Source organism: Streptomyces flaveus, from assembly GCF_014647675.1.
GTDB classification, from domain to species: Bacteria; Actinomycetota; Actinomycetes; order Streptomycetales; family Streptomycetaceae; genus Streptomyces; species Streptomyces flaveus.
In genome coordinates, this window is record NZ_BMPQ01000041.1 from 44,731 (window position 1) to 65,746 (window position 21,016).

Sequence of the window (21,016 nt, forward strand, 5' to 3'; positions counted from 1 at the left end):
TGAGCGAGAGTCCCGGACCGGGAACAGCTGGGGGGACGGCATCACCGCTGCGCCGGGCGGGCTGCTCGATCTGCTGCGGGTCGCTGCCCTGGTCCTTGGGAGCGACGGCCGGATCGTGCTGTGGAGCCCCGAGGCCGAGCTGTTGTTCGGGTTCTCCGCCGCCGAAGCACTGGGCCGGAACGCGGGCGTGCTGCTGGTGGCACCGGAGAACCGGTCACGGTCCCGGGAGCTGTTCGAGCGCGTGCGCACGGGTGCGAGCTGGGCGGGAGTCTTTCCGGTACGGCACAAGGACGGCTCAACGCGCCGAGTGGAGTTCCGCACCATGCAACTGCGCGATGCACGCGGCGACGTTCATGCCCTGGGCCTGGGCACCGACGCCGACACCGTACGGAACGTGGAGAGGGACCTGGCCCTGTCCCACATCCTGGTCAGCCAGTCGCCGGTGGGCATCGCGGTGTTCGACACCGACCTGCGGTGGGTGCGCGTCAATCCGTCACTGGAGCGGATTAACGGCGTGCCCGAGGAGGCTGTGCTGGGCCGCCGGGTCGGCGAGGTGCTGCCGGCGCTGGATGTGGAGGCCATCGAGACGCGGATGCAGCAGGTCCTGCGGACCGGTGAGCCTCTGCTGGATCAGCAGACCATCGGCCGGACGGCCGCGGACAGCGAGGAGCACGCGTACTCGGAGTCGTACCACCGGATCGAGGACCCGAACGGGCGTGCGCTGGGCCTGGCGATGGCGGTGATCGATGTCTCCGAGCGGCAGCGCGCGGCGGCCGAGGTCGCGAAGGCCCGGGAGCGGCTGGCGGTGATCGCCGACGCCAGTGTCCGCATCGGCACCACGCTGGACCTGCACCAGACCGCCCGTGAGCTGGCGGAGGTGGCCGTGCCGGAGCTCGCCGACCTCGCTGCGGTCGACGTACTCGACTCGGTGGTCGGTCCCGGCGGCACGGCCGCGATACGGAGGGACGGCTCCCTCGACTTCCGGGCCCTCGCCGTCGCCGCGGGCTATCCCACCGACGCGATCGAGACCGCGGATCCGGTCGGCCAGCTGACGTCGTACGGCTCGTCACGGGTGATCACGCAGAGCGTACGAGAGGCACGGCCGATCCTGCTGCGGCGGGTGAGCGGCGCGACGACGCGGCGTATCGCCCGGGACGCCGCCGCCGCCGAGACGCTCCGGCGGGCCGGGGCCCACTCCTGTCTGGCCACTCCTCTGATGGCCCGCGGCGAGGTGCTGGGCGCCCTCAGCCTCTACCGCACGGTCAACGCCCAACCGTTCGACGACCAGGACCTCACACTCGCCACCGAGCTGGCCACACGCGCCGCCCTCTGCATGGACAACGCCCGGCTGTACGGGCGTGAGCACAACACCGCGCTCACCCTCCAGCGCAGCCTGCTCCCCCAAAAGCCACCGCACTACGCCGGCATCGAGGTCGCCTCCCGCTACCTGCCCGCGGTCAGCGAGGTCGGCGGGGACTGGTTCGACGTGCTGCCGCTCAAGCACGGCAAGGTCGGCCTGGTCGTCGGCGACGTGATGGGCAAGGGTGTGCACGCCGCGGCGATCATGGGCCAGCTCCGCACGGCCACCCGCGCCCTCGCCCGGCTCGACCTGCCCCCGGCCGAGTTGCTGTACCACCTCGACGACATCGCCGCCTCGCTCGGCGACTCCGACTCGATGGCCACCTGCCTCTACGTCGTCTGCGACCCATGGCGCGGCCGATGCGAACTCTCCCGCGCAGGCCATCTGCCGCCGGTGCTGGTGGACCCGGCCGGGAGGGCCGAGTTTTTCGACATTCCCAGCGGCGTGCCGCTCGGGGTGGGCGGCGTGCCGTTCCGCGCCGAAGAGCGGGAACTGGCGGAAGGAACGCTGCTCGTGCTGTTCACGGACGGCTTGGTGGAGAGGCGCGGAGAGTCCATCGAGGTCGGCCTGCAGGGCCTGCTACGGCTGTTGGGCGGGACCCGGCTCCCGCTGGAGGAGACCTGCGACATGCTGCTGGGCACCCTGAACCGGGAACCGGACGACGATGTGGCGCTGCTCCTCGCGCGGCGAAGGAGTTGCTCCGGCCCGACGTTCCGCGGCACGCCGAGCTGAACGTCGAGGGCAACGAGTTCTGTCTCGACTGAGGGGCCGCGAACGTGTCCTAGCCGCGCCGTGCCCCAGGATGCAGCCGCACCCACCCCTCCCAGGCCGACGTGATCATGTCGGTGACGTCGTACCTCGCCTTCCAGCCCAGCTCGTCGGCGATGCGCGCAGCCGACGCCACGACGCGGGGTGGGTCCCCTGGGCGGCGGGGCGTGACGACCGGGGGCAGGTCGTAGCCCGTGAGGTCGTTGATGCGGTCGATCATCTCGCGGACCGAAACGCCTTCCCCGCGGCCGATATTGAGCGTCAGGTCCGTGCCGGGGGACGCGGCCAGGCGGCGGGCCGCCGTCACGTGGGCCTCGGCCAGGTCGACGACGTGGATGTAGTCGCGTACGCAGGTGCCGTCCGGTGTCGGATAGTCGTCGCCGAAGATGCGCGGCGGCGCGCCCTCCGTCAGCTTTTCGAAGACCATCGGGACGATGTTGAAGACGCCGATGTCGGCCAGCTCCGGCGTCGCCGCGCCCGCCACGTTGAAGTAGCGCAGGGAGGCCGTCGACAGGCCGTGTGCGCGGCCCGTGGCGCGGGTCAGCCACTCGCCCGCCAGCTTGGTCTCGCCGTACGGGTTCATGGGGACGCAGGGCGTCTCCTCGGTCACCAGGTCGACGTCCGGCATGCCGTACACCGCCGCGGAGGACGAGAACACGAAGGAGGGCACTGACACCTCGGTCACGGCGGACAGGAGTACGCGCAGCCCCTCGACGTTCTCGCGGTAGTAGTGCAGCGGCAGCTCCACCGACTCGCCGACCTGCTTCTTCGCCGCCAGGTGGACGACACCGGTGACGGCGTGGTCGGTGAGGGTGCGGGTCACGCGATCCGTGTCCAGGGTCGAGCCGACGACCAGCGGCACGCCTTCGGGGACGCGCTCGGCGATCCCGGTGGACAAGTCGTCGTAGACCACGGCCTGTTCGCCCGCCTCGGTCATCGCGCGGACCACATGTGCCCCGATGTAGCCGGCGCCGCCGGTGATCAGCCAGGTCATGTACGGCCGTCCCCTCGTCTGTCGTCGGTAGTGGTTCGGATGCGTACGTCCATGGTCGCGTGTCAGTGAAGCAGGCGCAGCAGTCGGCGGCGCAGCACGGTGGCCATTCCCCGCCAACCGGGCGCGAGCCGCAACGCCAGTGAGCCCGAATGGGTCGCGTACGGCTGGACGAGCACCATGCCGTGCCGCCCGCTCAACACCGCCGTACGGCGCAGCAGTCCGGGCCCCGCGACCGCGTGCCCGGTGGTGTCGCGGCCCGAGCCGTCGTGGAACCGCACCCGCAGCCGCAGATCCCAGGTGCCGGAGCCGAGCGCGGAGAGGTCGACCGGCACCTCGGTCCACCAGGAGTCGACCGAGGAGCCGACCCCCGAGACCGAGGAGCCGACCCCTGATTCGGGCCCGGAGTCGCCCTCGCAGTCGTCGGGCAGGAACGGCGCCGTGAGACGAAGCCCCACCCGCCCGTCCTGCCGGTGCGTGAACTCGACGTCCACGCCCGCCGGCCCCGCCTCCGCCATCCGCCCGTACAGCTCATGCAGACGCAGCCGAAGCCGGGTGGCACGCGCGCGTGGCCGCAGTTCCGCGTCGACGGCGACAGGGAGGTGACGTACAGGCCGGAACAGCAGGTGTTCCAGGGTCACTTGGGGCAGGTCGGCGGACCACACCGGCGTACCGTCCGCGGCCCGTGCGTACGGCGGCGCCAGCCGGGCCGGACGCGACGCGAGCTCCCCGATGCGGTTCAGGTCGTGCGGCTCCTCGGAGGCCATGACGACCTGCGCGACGACCCGCCCGGGCGCGGGGGCCACCGCGAAGTCACCCTCGTCGAACGTCGCGAGGTACGCGCGCGTGAGCGCCCACCACTCGCGCCGGTACCCAGAGCCGCGCAGCCCGAGCTCGCGCGCGTACATCCGCAGGCTGTGCTCCAGGAACGCGGCGCGCGCCGCCCGTGCGAGCCGCTTCTCACCGGCGGCGAGGAGGATGTCGTACGCCATGCCGTGGGCCGTCAGCCTGGACCGCCAGTTGTCCGCGTCCGCCCGGTCGAGCGAGATCGACAGCCGCTCGGCGGACCGGCGCACCTGCCAGACGTACACCGTGTCGGGGACCAGCGCGAGGCGCGGCCCGGCGGCGAGCACACGCGCGGTGAACACGAAGTCCTCGTACGGGAAGCGCCCTTCGGGGAAGCGGATGCCGTGCTCGCGCAGGAAGCCGGTGCGGTACAGCTTGTTGACGCAGAGCGTGTCGTGGACCAGGCGGGTGCGGAGCGAGGGGTGGGGGACGAGGACGGGTTTCGCGTACAGCTCGGGCCGCCAGGGGACCTCTCGCCCGGACGGCAGCTCGCGGCGTACGCACAGGCCGGCCGCGACCTCCGTGCCGCGCCCGACGGCGGCGGCGAGCAGCGCGTCCACCGCGCCGGGCGGCAGCACGTCGTCGCTGTCCAGGAACATCACGTATGGGGCCGTCGCGGCGTCGATCCCGTCGTTGCGCGGGCTGCCGCAGCCACCGCTGTTGACCTTGCGGCGTACGACCTTCAGGCGTGGTTCGCCGCGCACGAGCCGGTCGAGGAGGTCGGGGCTGCCGTCCGTCGAGCCGTCGTCGACGGCTATCACCTCGCGGACGGCCGGGCCCTGCGCGAGGGCGGAGCGCACCGCGTCCGCCACATGGGCGGCGTCGTCGTACCCGATGACGACGACGCAGACCTGCGGCGGGTGAGGGTGCATGGCTCGCATGGTGTGCCTGGCTTCCACGGGACGAAACGGAGGCTTTGTGGCTAATTCTCCGTTATGAGGTGCCTGGTGTCCCGTGGAGAGAGATGGCAGTAGTGAGCGCAAGCTCCCTCAGAAGCAGCGTCTCAGTGGTCAGCCGCTCTCCAGATCCGCCTCGTCCAGCGCCGCCGTGAGCTTGTCGAGCCGGGCCCGCAGTTCGCGGATCTCGTCCAGGTCGAAGCCAGTCGCGGCGGCGATCCGTCGCGGTACGGCCAGCGCCCGCTCGCGCAGCGCGCGGCCCTCGTCCGTGGGCCGGACGACCACCGACCGCTCGTCGAGGGCACTGCGCTCACGCCGTACGAGACCGGTCGCCTCCAGTCGCTTGAGCAGCGGCGACAGCGTCCCGGAGTCGAGCCGCAGGTGCTCGCCCAGCTTCTTCACGGGCAGTTCGCCGTGCTCCCACAGTACGAGCATGACCAGGTACTGGGGGTAGGTGAGCCCCAGGTCCTTCAGGACGACCCTGTACACGCCGCCGAAGGCGCGCGAGGCGGCGTTCAGGGAGAAGCAGATCTGCTGGTCGAGGCGGAGGAAGTCCTCGGTGGTGCGCAGGGGCTCGGTGTCGGCGTCCGTGCCGGCGGGATCCGGGGTTCGGGTCGGAGTGGTCATGCCTCCAGGATAACGCGAGTGCGTCACTGGATTGTGCACAACTGAATTGTGTGCTCTACTTGCGGTCGTGAGGCGGTCACCTCCCAAGGCCCGCCGATACGACCTTGAACTTGATGTTGATCCGCATGATGAGAGGGACGGTTCCCATGGACGCGCTCTACACCGCTGTCGCCACCGCCACCCACGGTCGTGAGGGCCGCGCCTTCACCAACGACGGCCGCCTCGACCTCGAGCTGGGCATCCCGACGGAGATGGGCGGCAACGGTCAGGGCACGAACCCGGAGCAGCTGTTCGCCGCGGGCTACTCCGCCTGCTTCGCCAGCGCCCTCGGTCTCGTCGGCCGCCAGGCGAAGGTCGATGTCAGCGACGCGGCGGTGACCGCCGAGGTCGGCATCGGCAAGGAGGGTGAGGGCTTCGGCCTCGCGGTCACGCTGCGCGTGGAGCTCCCCGAGTCCGTCGACGCCGAGACCGGCCGCAAGCTGGTCGAACAGGCCCACCAGGTCTGCCCGTACTCCAACGCCACCCGCGGCAACATCCCGGTCGAGCTCGTCGTCGAGTAACCCTGGTCGAACACGCAACCCTGGCCGAACACGGTTCGACGCCCGGCCCGCACTCAACGCGGGCCGGGCGCCCGGGGTTTCAAACGCCGACGGTTTGCCCCACCGAGAAGCCTCAGCGCTTACGGGCCTTGACCAACGCCCTAGTGACGATCGGCGGCAGCAGATCCTTGGCGATCCGCCTGGCCCGGCTCGGCCGCCGCTTGGCGGGGCCGACGTTGGCGGGCCGCGTGGCGGCGGCGCGCGGGGCGGGCGCGGGCTTGGGCGCCTCGACGACCGGCTCCGGCTTCTCGGCCGCGTACTTGGACGCGGGCTGCTTCGGCTCGGTCGCCTTCTGGCCGGTTATCCGGATCAGCCCGTACCCGGCGACCTGCTGCACCTCGTGCCACATGTCGTCACGGCCCGCCAGCCACTCCAGCAGCGCGTCGCGCAGCGGCTCGGGGTCGCCCCACGTGCCGTAGAACTTGGTGCCCGTGATGCAGATGGGACGCAGGTCGAACGTGGGAATCGCCCCCCACGTGGCCGCGGCGACGCCCGGGCAGTGCTCGGCGCGGAAGTCGTCGAGCACGACCACGCCGTCGGGCAGCAGGATGTCGCGCACCGCGGCGATGTCCGCGTTCACGTGCTCGTACAGGTGCGAGGCGTCGATGTGCGCGAAGCGGCAGCTCTTGTCCTCGACACGGTTGGCGACCACCTGGCTCGGCGCCTGGATGATCTCGGGCAGCTCCTCGTGGAACGCGAGGTAGTTGGCCTCGAAGGCCCGCCGGGTCAGCGTCGAGTAGGACTTGTTCATCTCCTTGCTGTTGGCCGCGTCCTCGGCGGGGGAGTCGAAGAGGTCGCACACCGTGAACTTGTCCTCGTCACGCAGGTAGGAGGCCATGAAGATGGCGCTCTTTCCCATGTAGGCGCCGAGCTCCAGCAGATCGCCGGTCTGCTGGCTGTCGAGCTGCCGGGACAGGAACCAGTCGAACAGCTGCTGATCGACGGCACGGAACCAGCCCTTGACGTCCGACAGGGTCCTGGGACGGGGCAGCTCGGTGGTGCTGGAGGTCATGTGTACTCCGTACAGCGGGGTCTATGGGATTTCTGTGTGTTGAAGGATGGGATCCGAGGGCTTCAGGGGCTGTCAACGACGGGAATGGAAACTCCGGGTGTCGAAACAGTTGCCCGTGGTGAGGCGGTCGGATAATTCCCGGTTCGGGCGGAATCGAGCATCCATGGAATGCCATCCTCCGCAGACGGCACCGGATGGCGCTCGTCGAGCGGCAGCACGGCCGGCAGCCCGGAGGTCTCGCCGAGCACGACCCGGCGTACGACCCGTTCGGCGGCCCGCCCGTCGTCGTACGGGCAGAAGCGCTTCCGGAACGCGTCCCGCAGCTGCGCGGAGCGCGAGCCGCGCCAGTGGCCGGTCGCGAAGATGTCGATCAGTTCGTCCTCGCTGCGCGCGACGACTCCCGGCGGGAAGGCGCGCAGATCGAAGTAGGTGCCACGTGCCGCCTCGTACGCCGCCCAGTCGTCCGCGTGGATCACGATCGGCCGGTCGAGATTCGCGTAGTCGAACATCAGGGAGGAGAAGTCGGTGATCAGCGCGTCCGAGGCCAGGCACAGGGACTCGATGCTCGGATGCTCCGACACATCGATCAGCCGGCCGCCGCTGCGGGCCAGCGGCTGCCCGTACGAGGGATGCGCGCGGGTCAACAGCACGTAGCGCGGGCCGAGTTGGCGCAGGACGCGTTCCAGGTCGAGCATGGTGCGCTGGGAGTGGCGGTAGTCGCGGTGCGTCGGCGCGTACAGGATCGCGACCGCGTTCCTGGGGATGCCGAGCGTCTCGCGCAGCCGGGCCACGTCCGCCGAAGTCGCCCGCTGGAACACGTCGTTGCGGGGCTGGCCGTACTCGAGCGTCGTATAGCCGGAGGGGAAGACGCGCTCCCAGACGAGCGTGGTGTGGCGGTTGCCGGACAGGCAGTAGTCCCACTGGTCGACGCCGCGCAGCAGCTCGGCGAAGTCCGTGCCGCGGGCCGCCGCCGGGCGGTCCTGGAGATCCAGGCCCATGCGCTTGAGCGGGGTGCCGGCCTGCGTCTGGACCAGGATCTGCCCCGGTCGCTTGACCAGCTTGCGGTCGAAGTCGACGTTGTTGACGAGGTACTTGGAGCGGGCGAGTGCCGTCCAGTACGCGGCCGTGTCCGGGGTCAGCTTGCGGGTCGAGGTCGGGACGGTGTGGTGGTGCTCGGGCGCCGCGATCCACGCGGTGCGGATGCCCGGCGCGTACGTCCGGAACGCGTCCTCCAGCGCCGCCGGGTTGCAGCCGTAACCGCGTCCGTTCCCGTTGGAGAACACGGCGCGGTCGGCCCGTACGGGAAGCCGGAGCTGGACGCGGTAGTGCAGCCGCAGCGCCACGGCCCGTACGCCACGGAACGCCGCCGTGACGCCTTCCGTCACCCGCCTCTTCAGCCGCGCCGCCGCGCACAGCGTGCGATACGTGCGGTGGCTGCCCAGGCGGATGAGCACGTGCCGCAGCCAGTTGCGGGCCGGGAGGCGGGCGCCCGGCACGCGATAGCGGGCGTAGTGGGCGCGGGCCATGCGCAGGAACTCGGGACGGGAGCCGTGCGGCAGCCGGTCGCGCCCGAGGAACACGGCCGAGAGGTGGTCGACCATGCGGCGGAACAGGACAGGGCGCCAGTGCCCCAGTTCCGGGTGCGCGTCGAGGTGGGCGAAGACACGGTCGTACTGGTCGAAGATGTCGAAGTGGCCCCGGCCGGTGGTGTCGTGCCCGGTGGTGCCGGTCGTGCCGGGCATGCTCCCCTGACGTCGCTGGCGGTAGTGGACACAGACGCGGTCGAGCGTCGCGATGGTCTCGGAGGCCATCAGAACCGAGTACGTCCAGGGAGTGTCCTCGTAGTGGCCGGGCGGGAACGTGAAGCCCTCCCGCTCGATGAACTCCCGGCGGTACGCCTTGTTCCCCACCACCATGAGGACCTTGAGCAGCCCCGGCCGGCCGTCGAGCCGGAACGGCGCCGGGCCCCGCTCGGTGAGCTGCGCGGACTGGACGCTGCGCAGCGTTTCGCCAGTCCAGAGGGTGCGCGCGTGGTCGTACACCAGGATGTCCGGGTCCTCGGTCTCCTTCAGCCGGTCGGCGATGGCGATCAGCGCGTGCGGGGTGAGGCTGTCCTGGCCGTCCAGGAAGACCAGGTAGTCGCCCTTCGCCCGCTCCAGACCGGCGTTACGGGCCGGGCCGGGGCCCACGTGCTCGTCGAGGTGCACGGGCCGTACGCGCGGGTCGCGGGCGGCGAACTCGTCGATGATCGAGCCGCAGGCGTCCGGTGAGCTGTCGTCGACGGCGATCAACTCGAGGTCCGGGAAGGACTGTTCGAGGACGGAGGCCAGGCAGGCGTGCAGGTAGGCCTGCACTTTGTACGCGGGGACGATGACACTGAACCGGGGCACGTCACATCCAGGGGTCGGCACGGCAGACTGCCCGGAAACGGCCGAAGGGGTGACGTGGTTACGCCAGACGTGGCATATGGGGGATGTCAGAAGTGCGGTGAGGGGCGGAGAGCCCCTCACCGCACTCCCCGAAGCGCTACTTCACCGCGCCCGCCATCACACCGGACACGAACTGCCGCTGGAACGCGAAGAACACCGCCAGCGGGATCACCATCGAGATGAACGCGCCCGGCGCGAGCGTCTCGATGTTGCCGGAGAACTGCCGGGTCTGCTCGGTCAGCGCGACCGTCAACGGCTTTGAGCCGGAGCCCGAGAAGACCAGCGCCACCAGCATGTCGTTCCACACCCACAGGAACTGGAAGATGCCGAGCGACGCGATCGCGGGCGCGCCGAGCGGCAGGACCACGGTGGTGAACAGCCGGATCTCGCCCGCCCCGTCGAGCCGTGCGGCCTCCAGGAGTTCACGGGGGATCTCCGCGAAGAAGTTCCGCAGCAGGAAGATCGCGAACGGCAGGCCGAAGCCCACATGGAACAGGACGACACCGAAGATGGTGCCGAAGAGCCCGAGGTCGCCGAAGAGGTCGGCCAGCGGGATCAGGGCCACCTGCACCGGCACCACGAGCAGCGCCACCACGACCAGGAACCACCAGTCGCGGCCCTTGAAGTCCATCCAGGCGAAGGCGTATCCGGCCATGGCCCCGATGACGATCACCATGGCGGTGGCCGGAACGGTGATCCAGATCGTGTTGAGCAGGGAGTCGGTGATGTCCTCGTTGCCGAGCAGCGTCGAGTAGCTCTCGATGGTGAGCTCGGACGGTTTGCTGAAGACGGTCCACCAGCCGGACTCGGCGATGTCCGTCGGATCGCGGAACGACGAGGCGAGCAGACCCACCGTCGGCGTCACCCAGAGCAGCGCGATCAGGATGAGGAAGACCCGCATCACGCCGCCGGCCGCGCCGCTCGCCAGCCGGGAGACCAGCGAGCGCGGGGGCGGGCCGGACGGCTCCACGGCCACCAGGGGTTCTTTCACGGGTACGGAGGGTGCGGTCACCGTCGGCGCTCCCTTCGCAGTCGGCGGATGTTGACGATCATCACCGGCATGACGAGCAGCAACAGGACGATGCCGATCGCGCTGCCGAGGCCGAGGTCGCCGCTGCCGGTGAACGCCGCGTTGTAGAGCTGGAGGGCCAGCACATTGGCCTCGTCCTGGGTGGGCTGCGGCGCGATGATGAAGATGAGGTCGAAGATCTTCATCACGTTGATCATCAACGTGATCAGTACGACCACGAGGACCGGCATGAGCAGGGGCACCGTGACCCTGCGGAACACCTGCCACTCGTTGGCCCCGTCGACCCGGGCCGCCTCCAGGAGGTTGCGGTCCACCCCGGCGAGACCCGCCGCGATGAGCACCATCGCGAAACCCGCCCACATCCAGGCGTACGCACCGATGATGGCCGGAGTCACCAGGCTCGGGCCGAGCCAGTCGACGCCGTTGTAGGGCGCCGCGAAGTTCGAGGCGGGCAGCCGGAGTTGGGCACCGTCCGCCTCCGTGGGCAGCCTGAACGTACCGTCGTCGGCAGCCTCTGCGGACGCCACGACCTCGCCGTCCTTGACCGCCTCGACCTTGATGCCCGAGAGGCCCTTCTCGCGCGCGTCGATGGCGCCCTTCTCACCGCCGCCGCCCAGCCTGAAGTCCAGCCAGACCGTGCCGGACACCTCGTCGCCCGCGGACTCGGCGGGCATGGCGTCCACGGGATCGCCGGGCAGCTTGTTCGGGGCGATGCCGACCAGCGGGAGCAGGGCCGGAACCCCCGCCCTCACCGTGTCCGTCGTCGTGAAGGCGCCGCCTCCGGACGCCTTCAGATCACTCTGCGGCGAGGGGCGCGCGTTGGGGTAGACGGACGACTCGGCGAAGGTGTCGTGCACCCCCACCACCACGGCGTTGGCCACGCCCTGGTCGGGATCCGCCTCGTAGACGAGCCGGAAGATGATGCCCGCCGCGAGCATGGAGATCGCCATCGGCATGAAGATGACCATCTTGAACGCCGTCGACCAGCGCACCCGCTCCATCAGCACGGCGAAGATCAGGCCGAGCCCGGTGACCAGGGCGGGGGCGACCGCGACCCAGATCGCGGTGTTCTTGACGGCGGTGAAGGTGGCGTCGTCCGTGAAGATGTCGCCGTAGTTCTGCATGCCGACGAAGGATGAGCCGTCGGCGTCGTACAGACTGCGCCAGACCGAGTACCCGATCGGGTAGACCACGAGCGCGCCGAGCAGCACCAGCGCGGGCAGCAGGAACAGTCCCGCCACCCACGGCCGGGTGCCCATCACGCTCTTACGCTTCCGGGCAGGGGGCACCGGACCCGAGGAGCCCCCCGCCATCGCCACCTGGGACGACATCGGCTGCCGTCAGCCCTCGTACGCCTTGGCGGCGGCCGCTTCCAGCTGTTGCTGAATCCCGTCGACGTTCGAGGGATCCTTCAGGAAGTCCTGCAACGCCTTCCACTCGCCCTGGCCCTGGGTGCCACCGAAGGCGGCGGGAGCCTGGTCGGACATGTCGAAGCGGAAGTCGTCGCCCGCGGCGAGCAGCGCCTCGGCGATGTCCCTGGTCACATCGTCCTTGTACGACTTGAGGTCCATCTCCTTGTTGGGGGAGACGAAGCCGCCCTGTGCCGCCCAGATCTCGGCCGCGTCGGTCGACGCGAGGAAGGTCAGCAGGGCCTGTGAGCCCTTGTCGTCCTTCAGGGCCACGGCCATGTCACCGCCGCTGACCACCGGCGACTCGGCGCCGACGGCCGGGAACGGGAAGACCTTCGCGTCCGTGCCGATCTTGGCGTCCGTGTCGGCGTTGATGTTCGCCGCGACGAAGTCGCCCTCGAAGACCATCGCTGCCGGGGTGTCACCGGAGAAGGTGTTCGTCACCGACTTGGGGAACTCGGTGCGCAGCGCGCCGGCCTTGCCGCCCGCGATCAGGTCGTCCTTGCCCCACAGCTGGGCCAGGGTGGTCAGGGCCTCCTTCACGGAGGGGTCCGTCCACTTGATCTCGTGCTTCGCCAGCTGGTCGTACTTCTCCGGGCCCGCCTGCGAGAGATAGATGTTCTCGAACCAGTCGGTGAGGGTCCAGCCGTCCTGCCCGCCGATGGAGACCGCGGGCGAACCGGCGTCCGACAGCGTCTGCGCGGTCTGGACGAACTCGTCCCAGGTCTTCGGCTCCTCGGTGATCCCTGCGGCCTCGTACGCGGCGGTGTTGTACCAGACCAGGGACTTGTTGGCGGCCTTCGCGTAGACGCCGTACTGCTTGTCCTTGTACGCGCCCAAGTCCTTCCAGCCCGCTGAGAAGTTCTTGTCGAGCTGTGCCTGTGCCTCGGCGCTCAGCGGTTTGACCCAGCCCTTGTCGGCGAACTGGTGGAGCACGCCGACCTGCGGCAGGAACGCCACGTTCGGCGGCTGGCCGCCCTGGATCTTCGTGCCCAGGAAGGTGGAGGTGTTGTTGCCGGTCGGTACGTAGCTGACCTCGGCGCCCGTCCGCTTCTCGAACTCGTCCAGGACCTTGGTGAAGTTGTCCTGCTCCGGGCCCGTCCAGACGGCCGCGACCTCCAGCTTCTGGCCGTCGAGCTTGGGGAGCTTCACGGTGGCGGCCTTCTCCGTCTCGCCGCCGTCGCTTCCTGTGTCGTCGTTGCCGTCGCCGCCGCATGCGGTGAGCGCGAGCGCCATCGCCCCCGCGACGACGGCGGCTGCGGCCTTCGCGGCCCTGCCTTTCCTGTTCGGCCTGCGTGTACGAAGAGTGCTGCGCATGACTAGCCCCGTTCTCCGTCGAACGTCCGAGCGCTGCTGTTCCCGTGCGCTCCCGGTGTACGCCTGCCCGCTTGGCGGCGGCAAGAGCGCCTGCGGTGTCAAGTGCGTGATCGTAACCGCGTCGTGACGTGCGCTCATGCCGATGGAGTCGAATGGAGTGGTGTGTGGAGTTGTGTGCGGTCGTAAGGAGTCGTCAGGTGGTTGAGGGCTGTACAGAACTGTGCCTTCAAGGACGGCTTCAGACGGCTGCAGACGACTCCGGACGACTTCAGAGCAACGAGGGCACTTCCGTGGCTGACACGGAGCGCGCGGCTCGCTCCAGGGCGCTGGCGAGGAGGGCCAGGTCCGTCGGACCGTTGCCCAGTTCGCGTATGGGGCGACGGGCGGGCGGGTCGCCCATTCGGTCCCACTCAAGGGGGACGACCGTGGGGCGCAGCGTTGACGTGCGGGGGATACGGCCCGTGACTCGGCCTCCCTGGAAGGGAGTTGACCGGCTGCGGGGACCGGTGAGGCGACCGCGGCCGGGGGCGGGGTCCTCCGGACCGGACGAGGGGGCTTCGAGGACGATACGCAGGGCGGCCTGCCGGGCCAGCTCCGTCTCGGCGGTACGGGGCCCGCCCGCGGTGGCCGCCACCAGGTGCACCCCGAGCCGGTGACCGCTGCGCGCCACGGCTTCCAGGGCTCGTATGACGGATCCGGCCGCGGGGCGTCCCGGCGAGCCCAGTGCGGGGGACAGCAGCGCGTCCAGATCGTCGACGATCACGACCAGCCGGGGGAGCGGGGGGCCCGTCTCCGCCGCCGCCCGCTGCCGCTCCGAAGCGGGGCGCAGGCGGAGGGTGGAGCTCGGCGGTGTGTCCAGGTCGGCGGCGCCGGGGGTGGGGTGGGCGGTGGCGGTTCCTGGGCGCGTGGTGGTTCCGGGGTGTGTGGCGGCTCCGCGGGGTGCGGTGGTGGAACCGCTCGCCGAGCGCTGGCCCACGATGCGGCCCTGGAGCTGCTGCCGCCCGTGCCACTCGGTGAAGTCGAGGCGGCCGAGCAGCTCGGCCCGCCGCTTCAGCTCGGCGGTGAGGGACTGGGCGAACTCCCGCATACGGACCGGGTCATGGGCCGCGAGATGCGTGGTGACATGGGGCAGGTCGGTACAGACCCGCAGGCCCTCACCGCGCGCGGCAGCGCCGCCCCCGGTGCTGTCCCACCCGTCGATGAGCACGATCCCCAGCCGGTCGGGCCGCTCCGCGGCGGCGAGCGAGGCGGCGACGGAGCGCAGCAACTCCGAACGCCCGCTGCCCGAGGGCCCCTCGATCAGCAGATGCGGGCCCTCCTGGACGAGGTCCACGCTCGCCGGCCCGCGTGGCCCGGCTCCGAGCACGGCGACCGCGCGACCGCCGAGCGCCTCCGTGTCGTCGGCCGCGTCCGCCCAGCGGGCCATCAGGGACGCCGGGGTGGCCCTGGCCAGCCCCAACTCGTCGAGCAGCCGCGCCGCTTGGGGCAACGGCGCGGACACGCGCGCGTGCCGCTCACCGGGGACGGCGTCCGTACGCAACGGGGCCAGCGCCCGTGCGAACCGCTCGGCCCAGGCCATGGACACCGCGTCGACGGCGGCCACGGTGCCATGGCCGACGGGCCCGCGGGGGAGCTCCGCGGCCTGGGTGCGTGCGGCGCCTTCGGGGGCGCCCGGTGCGACCCGCAGCAGCCGCAGCGCCGTGGCCACGTCCCCGCTGAGCAGGGCGACGGCTCCGCAGTCCCGGAACACCGACGAAGCCGCACAGGCCGCCTCGTACGTCTCCGTCACCGGCGAGGCGGGAGACGCGGCCACCGTCTCGGCCAGGCACACGACATGGATCCCGATCCGCGGCCCCTCCACCGCCAGCCGCGACACGGCTTCCCGCACGGCGGCCGGCCCGGGATCCCCGTCCACCACGACCACGGTGTAAGGGCCGCGCCACTCGCCGTCGCCCGCTTCGTCGCTCCGCGCCCAGGAGGGCCGGTGGCTGCGGCCTCGGGGGGTGTCGTCGACTTGCCCGCCGCTCAGCGAAAACCCCAGGTGGGTGGCGTTGCTGTCACGTCCGGTGACGGGTGTCCCGCCAGGGGCGGGATCGCCGTGGTGGGTCGGCGGGTGCTGGGGGTGGGCGTCTTCGGCGGAGGGTTCGGGGGGGTGGCTTACGCCGTTGCCGTTGCCGTTGCGGCGCTCGCCGTCGGCGTGCTGGGCCGCGCCGGAGGCACTGCCGGTGACTGCCCCGGAGTCGCGCCCGGGGGCGCCGTGGGCGTCCGGCCGGTGTCCTGAGTGGGCGTCTTCGGCGGACGGTCCGGGGCGGTCGCTCTTGCCGTCGCCGCGGGTGGCGAGGCCTGGGTCGCTCGACCGCTGACCTGGGCGGGCGCTTCCAGCCGCCGGACCGCGGCGGCTGGTTGCGGCGTCGCCGCAGTCGCGCTCGCCACCGGCGCGGTTGTCCGGCGGGTGACCCGGGCGGGCGCTGTCCGCGGTCGACCCGGGGCGGTCGGTCGCCGCGTCGTCGTAGGCCCGCCCGCCACCGCCCTGGTCGCCCGATGGGCTACTCGCATGGGTGCCGTCGGCGGACGGTACGGCGACGCCGCCGTGGCCACCCCCTGCCTCGGCGTCGTCCGCTCGGCGCGCAGCCGGGACCGGGATGGTGCCGGTCGTGTCCGGGGCGGTGGCGGTGACGTGGGCCTGGGCCCCGCGGGAAACACCCGCGGCAGTCGCGTACGAGGGCCGGGCCCCCGTCCTGCGGGCCGTATCCGTCGCGTGATCCTCCAAGCGGCGGAGCAGTTCCTCTGTGCGGGACGTGGTCTGTTCGCGGTCGTAGGCCAGGAGGAGGCGGCAGTCCTGGCCGTGGGTGGGGCGGAGGTGGGGGAGCCAGCCGAGCCAGGACCACTCGGCGATGCGGTCCTCCAGGGGGCGCGAGCGGTCCGCGTTGAGCAGGACGATCTCCAGCGTGTCGGGGGAGTGCAGCGCGGCGAGCTGCGCCACCACCGCGCGCGCGAGCCCGGAGAGACGAGGCCGCGGCCCCGCGATGCCCAGCGCCCCGACCTCCCGCAACCCGGTGGTCACCGGCACCGCGGGCAGCAGCCCCGAGCCGTCGGGCGCGCTCCGGTCCGCCGTACCGAGCCGCACCGCGAGCGTCTCCGGGTGCTCGGAGCCGCGCTCCCACAGCCGGGGCCCCGGGCCGAGCGCGGCCAGGAGCAGCGCCGCGGGGTCGGGCCACCGCTCCGGCTCCCGGGCGGCCGCCTCCGTGACGAGCCCGGGGGACGGCGCTGCGTCCGCTGCGTCCTCTTCGGAGCCCTCGTACGCCGACGTCCCGGACTCTTCGCCCCGGCCGCCCGCCAGGCGCCGGGCCCACGCCGAGAGCCCGCCGCGTTTGCGCGCGCCGCGCGGAACCGTCCCGGGCGGCACGGTCGTACCCCGCGTCGGCGTGTCCTTCCGGGTGCTCCCGGCCCTCCCCGCCCTCCCCGTGTCCTCGACCTCGGGTGCTCCGCCCTGCTCGGGCCCGACGGGCGGCTCCACGGAGCCGTGCCCCTGCGCCCCGGAGGAACTGCCCTCCGCGGCTCCCCACCCGGCCGTACCGAAGCCATGGTGCGTATCGCTCGCCACCAGGGCGGAGTCGTCACCGTCCGCCACGCGCGTGTGCGGCGCGATTTCGGCTTCGGCGGGCCCGGGCAGCGGCTCCTCGGGTGCCCCCAGCACCCGTACATGCCCCTCCCCGTCCGGCACCGTCTCCCGTACCGCCGCGCCATCCCCCGCCCGGGCCAGCCGCAGCGCCGACTCGCCCACCCGCAGCAGCGCCCTCGGCGCCAACCGCACCGGGCGCTCGCCCACGCGCGTGCCGTCCAGCGTCGTGCCGTTGGTGGAGCCGAGGTCCGCGACCGACACCCGCCCGTCCGCGGCGACCGTGACGGCGCAGTGCAGTCGGGAGACGTCCGGGTCGTCCAGGGGCACGTCCGCGTCGGCGGAGCGGCCGATGTCGATACGGCCGCCGTGCAGCAGATGGACGCCGCCCGCGTCCGGACCGGCGACGACATGGAGCTGGGCCGCGGCCGCGTCGACCTCGGGGCCGGGCTCCGCCGGGGCGCCCAGGCACAGCACCGCGCCGTCGATCAGCGGCGGCTCACCGAGCGTGCAGCGCTGTGCGTCGAGCCGCTCCGCTCCCGCGTACAGCACACCGGGGCCCTCGCCCCCCACCGCCGAGGCGAGTCCGGAGGACACCGCGGCGAGCGCGGTCCCGGCGGGCGCCGTCACCAGCACGTCGCAGGACGCGGCTCGCCCCTCGGGGCGCGTCCCCAACGGGTCTACGACGGTCAGCCGGATCTGCATCGCCGTCAGCGGTCCCTTCTGCGCGGGCGCCCGCGACGAGGCTGCGCTGCGATCCCCACGCAGCTCCCCCCACCGCACTCGGGCACGTCGGCCAGTACTGGAGGCATCCTCGCACCTGCCACTGACAACGCGCCCGCTTCCCACAAATAAGTGATCTTGATTGGTCGGCTCTGCCCGCAAAAATGCCTGACCAATGCCCCATTGGGATCGATCACGCCAAGATCCCGCAACCAACCGCCCAGGAGTGAGCGTCTTTGCCTGAAACGGAGGGGATCGCCCCACGTAATCCACAAGACGGCATCCACAGGATGACGACAACCCGGTGCCTCGTGCAGCGGCACTACAGTGGGTCGGAACACCCGTAGCAAGGGTGACGAACCAACCAGGCAAGCAGCAGGGAGCGCATGACGTGCGGCCGGTAGGGAGCAAGTACCTCCTTGAGGAGCCGCTTGGGCGCGGCGCCACAGGCACCGTCTGGCGAGCCCGCCAGAGGGAGACCGCGGGAGCCGAGGCGGCCGTTCCGGGCCAGCCCGGCGAGACCGTGGCGATCAAGGTTCTCAAGGAAGAGCTCGCCAACGACGCGGATGTCGTGATGCGGTTCCTGCGGGAGCGCTCCGTCCTGCTCCGCCTCACCCACCCGAACATCGTCCGGGTACGCGACCTCGTCGTCGAAGGCGACCTCCTCGCCCTCGTCATGGACCTGGTCGAAGGCCCCGACCTGCACCGCTACCTGCGCGAGAACGGCCCCTTCAGCCCCGTGGCCGCCGCCCTCCTCACCGCCCAGGTCGCCGACGCGCTCGCCGCCAGCCACGCCGACGGCGTCGTCCACCGCGACCTGAAGCCCGCGAACGTCCTGCTCAAGCAGGACGGCGGCCAGATGCACCCGATGCTGACCGACTTCGGCATCGCCCGGCTCGCCGACTCACCCGGCCTGACCCGCACCCACGAGTTCGTCGGCACGCCCGCGTACATCGCCCCCGAGTCCGCCGAGGGCCGCCCGCAGACCTCCGCCGTCGACGTCTACGGCGCCGGAATCATGATGTACGAGCTGGTCACCGGCCGTCCGCCGTTCTCCGGCGGTTCTTCCCTCGAGGTGCTCCACCAGCACCTCAGCGCCGAACCACGCCGCCCCTCCACGGTCCCCGACCCCCTGTGGACGGTCATCGAGCGCTGCCTGCGCAAGAACCCGGACGACAGGCCCAGCGCCGAGAACCTCGCGCGCGGTCTCCGTGCGGTCGCCGAAGGCGTCGGCGTGCACGCGACCTCCGCGCAGATCGCCGCCGCCGAGGGCGTCGGCGCGCTGCTCGCGCCGGACCCGGCACCCGCCACCGTGCCGGGCGAATCCTGGGCCGCCGACCCCACACAGGTGCTGCAGCACGGCGCCGGCTCGTACGACCCGAACGGCGCGACCAGCGTCCTGCCGCACACCGGTGCCGGCGCAGGCTCCGGTGACGCCGACCCCACCTCCGTACTGCCGCGCCGCGGCGCCTCCGACCCCACCTCGGTGATGCCGCAGGTGCCGCCGAACCAGCCGCCGTCCGGCGGCCCGGAGGACCCGCACCCCTGGCAGAACCAGCTGCGCGCGGCCCGCGACCGCAACGAACAGACCCAGGTCCAGTCGTATCTCGACCCTGGCGAGGACCCGCTGCGGCGGCGTCCGCAGCGACAGGTCGCCCGCCCGCAGCAGCAGCCGCAACAGCGGCCCCAGCAGCGGCAGCGGCCTCAACAGGGCTATCCGCCCCAGGGCCAGCCGCAGCAGTACGCACCTCAGCGGCAGCCCCAGCAGCAGCCGCAGCCGCAGCGATATGCTCCCGCGCCGCCGCCGCCCCAGCAGCCCGCGTCGAGGCCTCCTCGCGAGCCCCGTCCGCCGCGTGAGCCGCGCCAGCGCAGCGCCAACCCGATGAAGATCCCCGGGCTCGGGTGTCTCAAGGGGTGCCTGTTCACGGTCATCATCCTGGTCGTGGCCGGGTGGCTGATCTGGGAACTGAGTCCGCTCCAGGAGTGGATCGGGACGACCAAGGGGTACTGGGAGCAGCTGACGGACTGGTTCACGACAGCGACGGACTGGGTGGGAGACCTGATCTCCAGCTTTGAATCAGGTTCGGGTACTTCCGGCCAGTAGGGCCCTCTCGTCCCTCATCTCCCTTTAGTTCACCTGAGGCCCCTTTGGGGCCCTTCAGGCATGCTCGGCTCCACCCCGAATCCCCAGAACCGCGGTGCGGTTCTGGGGATTTGTCGACACCTGGCGGGTGATTTCTGTCTCCGGAGTGAAGCTTGGGTCCGCGGGCGCGTAGCTTTAGCGACAACACGCGTCCGTAGGAGCAGTCTTGGCACGGAAGATCGGCAGCCGGTACACCGCGCACCAGATTCTGGGGCGGGGCAGCGCCGGCACGGTGTGGCTGGGCGAGGGGCCGGAAGGGCCCGTCGCCATCAAGCTGTTGCGTGAGGACCTCGCCTCCGACCAAGAGCTCGTGGGGCGCTTCGTCCAGGAGCGGACGGCGCTGCTCGGGCTCGATCACCCGCATGTCGTCTCCGTACGTGACCTGGTGGTCGACGGCAACGACCTCGCGCTGGTCATGGATCTCGTACGGGGCACGGATCTGCGGACCCGCCTCGACCGCGAGCGGCGGCTGGCTCCCGAGGCCGCGGTCGCGATCGTCGCCGACGTCGCGGACGGGCTCGCTGCCGCGCACGCGGCGGGTGTCGTGCACCGCGACGTCAAGCCCGAGAACGTACTGCTGGACATGCAGGGTCCGCTCGGGCCCGGCGGCTCGCATCCGGCACTGCTGACGGACTTCGGTGTGGCCAAGCTCATCGACTCGCCGCGGCGGACCCGGGCGACGAAGATCATCGGTACGCCGGACTATCTGGCACCCGAGATCATCGAGGGGCTGCCTCCTCGGGCGGCCGTCGACATCTACGCGCTGGCGACCGTGCTGTACGAGCTGCTGGCCGGGTTCACGCCGTTCGGTGGCGGTCACCCCGGAGCGGTGCTGCGGCGGCATGTCACGGAGACGGTGGTTCCGCTTCCCGGCATTCCCGACGAGCTGTGGCAGCTGCTCGTGCAGTGTCTGGCGAAGGCGCCGGCGTCGCGGTTGCGGGCGTCCGAGCTGGGGGCGCGGCTGCGGGAGCAGCTGCCCGAACTGGCGGGGATGCCGCCGCTGGATGTGGACGAGCCGGAGCCGGACTCCGACGCGGCGCCGGCGGAGCCGGAGGCTCCGCGTGACGTCGAGCGGGTGCGGCGGGGTGCGGTGCCCCTGGTGCCGGGGCGGGCCGCCCCCGACTCGAACCGTGACACGCATACGAGCATGCGGGTGCCGGGGCCGGACGAGCTGGCGGGCGGCGCCAGGGGCACCGCCCGCGCGCCCCGCGCCGTCGGCGCCCCGCGGCCCGGCTCCGCCCGCAACC

At 71.6% G+C, this 21,016-nt stretch carries 13 protein-coding genes; 4 read left to right on the plus strand and 9 right to left on the minus strand.

Annotated elements, in window-relative coordinates; genetic code table 11:
• The first annotated feature begins 40 nt into the window (after nucleotides 1–40).
• Nucleotides 41–2,092 (plus strand): SpoIIE family protein phosphatase, encoded by a 2,052-nt coding sequence (locus IEZ21_RS42040; RefSeq protein ID WP_189327102.1) that lies wholly within the window; start codon nucleotides 41–43, stop codon nucleotides 2,090–2,092.
• A 49-nt stretch (nucleotides 2,093–2,141) separates the two neighbouring features.
• Here the strand turns inward: IEZ21_RS42040 and galE are convergent, their stop codons facing one another.
• The 3 genes from galE to IEZ21_RS42055 form a co-directional block, all read right to left on the minus strand.
• Nucleotides 2,142–3,122 carry a UDP-glucose 4-epimerase GalE gene (galE, locus tag IEZ21_RS42045; protein ID WP_189327086.1) on the minus strand — a complete coding sequence of 327 codons (981 nt, stop codon included), beginning with the start codon at nucleotides 3,120–3,122 and terminating at the stop codon, nucleotides 2,142–2,144.
• Nucleotides 3,123–3,184: 62 nt separating this feature from the next.
• On the minus strand, nucleotides 3,185–4,837 hold the full coding sequence (locus IEZ21_RS42050; RefSeq protein ID WP_189327087.1) for a glycosyltransferase family 2 protein: 1,653 nt from the start codon (nucleotides 4,835–4,837) through the stop codon (nucleotides 3,185–3,187).
• A gap of 138 nt (nucleotides 4,838–4,975) precedes the next feature.
• Nucleotides 4,976–5,488, minus strand: coding sequence for a MarR family winged helix-turn-helix transcriptional regulator (locus IEZ21_RS42055; RefSeq protein ID WP_189327088.1), 513 nt, complete (start codon nucleotides 5,486–5,488; stop codon nucleotides 4,976–4,978).
• 146 nt (nucleotides 5,489–5,634) lie between these two features.
• Between IEZ21_RS42055 and IEZ21_RS42060 the strand changes: the two genes are divergently transcribed.
• Nucleotides 5,635–6,048 carry an organic hydroperoxide resistance protein gene (locus IEZ21_RS42060; RefSeq protein WP_033326512.1) on the plus strand — a complete coding sequence of 138 codons (414 nt, stop codon included), beginning with the start codon at nucleotides 5,635–5,637 and terminating at the stop codon, nucleotides 6,046–6,048.
• Nucleotides 6,049–6,160: 112 nt separating this feature from the next.
• Here IEZ21_RS42060 and IEZ21_RS42065 read toward each other — a convergent pair whose 3' ends face one another.
• From IEZ21_RS42065 to IEZ21_RS42090, 6 genes are all read right to left on the minus strand, one after another.
• Complete coding sequence (locus IEZ21_RS42065; protein ID WP_189327089.1) at nucleotides 6,161–7,099, minus strand: class I SAM-dependent methyltransferase; 939 nt, start codon at nucleotides 7,097–7,099, stop codon at nucleotides 6,161–6,163.
• 62 nt (nucleotides 7,100–7,161) lie between these two features.
• Complete coding sequence (locus IEZ21_RS42070) at nucleotides 7,162–9,489, minus strand: bifunctional glycosyltransferase/CDP-glycerol:glycerophosphate glycerophosphotransferase (protein ID WP_189327090.1); 2,328 nt, start codon at nucleotides 9,487–9,489, stop codon at nucleotides 7,162–7,164.
• 136 nt (nucleotides 9,490–9,625) lie between these two features.
• Nucleotides 9,626–10,429 (minus strand): carbohydrate ABC transporter permease, encoded by an 804-nt coding sequence (locus IEZ21_RS42075; protein ID WP_106972566.1) that lies wholly within the window; start codon nucleotides 10,427–10,429, stop codon nucleotides 9,626–9,628.
• A 107-nt stretch (nucleotides 10,430–10,536) separates the two neighbouring features.
• Nucleotides 10,537–11,889, minus strand: a complete 1,353-nt coding sequence (locus IEZ21_RS42080) for a carbohydrate ABC transporter permease (protein ID WP_189327091.1) — start codon at nucleotides 11,887–11,889, stop codon at nucleotides 10,537–10,539.
• Between the two features lie 9 nt (nucleotides 11,890–11,898).
• Nucleotides 11,899–13,284, minus strand: coding sequence for an ABC transporter substrate-binding protein (locus IEZ21_RS42085; protein WP_189327092.1), 1,386 nt, complete (start codon nucleotides 13,282–13,284; stop codon nucleotides 11,899–11,901).
• Nucleotides 13,285–13,552: 268 nt separating this feature from the next.
• A complete protein-coding gene (locus tag IEZ21_RS42090; protein ID WP_189327093.1) occupies nucleotides 13,553–17,608 on the minus strand; it encodes an FHA domain-containing protein in 4,056 nt (1,351 codons plus the stop codon).
• A 409-nt stretch (nucleotides 17,609–18,017) separates the two neighbouring features.
• On the opposite strand from IEZ21_RS42090, the gene IEZ21_RS42095 reads away from it, so the two are divergent.
• Both IEZ21_RS42095 and IEZ21_RS42100 read left to right on the plus strand, forming a co-directional pair.
• Nucleotides 18,018–19,730, plus strand: coding sequence for a serine/threonine-protein kinase (locus IEZ21_RS42095; RefSeq protein ID WP_189327094.1), 1,713 nt, complete (start codon nucleotides 18,018–18,020; stop codon nucleotides 19,728–19,730).
• Nucleotides 19,731–19,935: 205 nt separating this feature from the next.
• Nucleotides 19,936–21,016 (plus strand): serine/threonine-protein kinase (locus IEZ21_RS42100; RefSeq protein ID WP_189327095.1); only part of this gene is annotated, 1,081 nt, incomplete at its 3' end.

Coding starts and splice junctions, on each gene's coding strand:
- IEZ21_RS42055 (WP_189327088.1), bottom strand. CDS start 5,488: ATGACCACTCCGACCCGAACCCCGGATCCCGCCGGCACGGACGCCGAC.
- IEZ21_RS42075 (WP_106972566.1), bottom strand. CDS start 10,429: ATGCGGGTCTTCCTCATCCTGATCGCGCTGCTCTGGGTGACGCCGACG.
- IEZ21_RS42060 (WP_033326512.1), top strand. CDS start 5,635: ATGGACGCGCTCTACACCGCTGTCGCCACCGCCACCCACGGTCGTGAG.
- IEZ21_RS42065 (WP_189327089.1), bottom strand. CDS start 7,099: ATGACCTCCAGCACCACCGAGCTGCCCCGTCCCAGGACCCTGTCGGAC.
- IEZ21_RS42085 (WP_189327092.1), bottom strand. CDS start 13,284: ATGCGCAGCACTCTTCGTACACGCAGGCCGAACAGGAAAGGCAGGGCC.
- IEZ21_RS42090 (WP_189327093.1), bottom strand. CDS start 17,608: ATGCAGATCCGGCTGACCGTCGTAGACCCGTTGGGGACGCGCCCCGAG.
- IEZ21_RS42080 (WP_189327091.1), bottom strand. CDS start 11,889: ATGTCGTCCCAGGTGGCGATGGCGGGGGGCTCCTCGGGTCCGGTGCCC.
- galE (WP_189327086.1), bottom strand. CDS start 3,122: ATGACCTGGCTGATCACCGGCGGCGCCGGCTACATCGGGGCACATGTG.
- IEZ21_RS42050 (WP_189327087.1), bottom strand. CDS start 4,837: ATGCACCCTCACCCGCCGCAGGTCTGCGTCGTCGTCATCGGGTACGAC.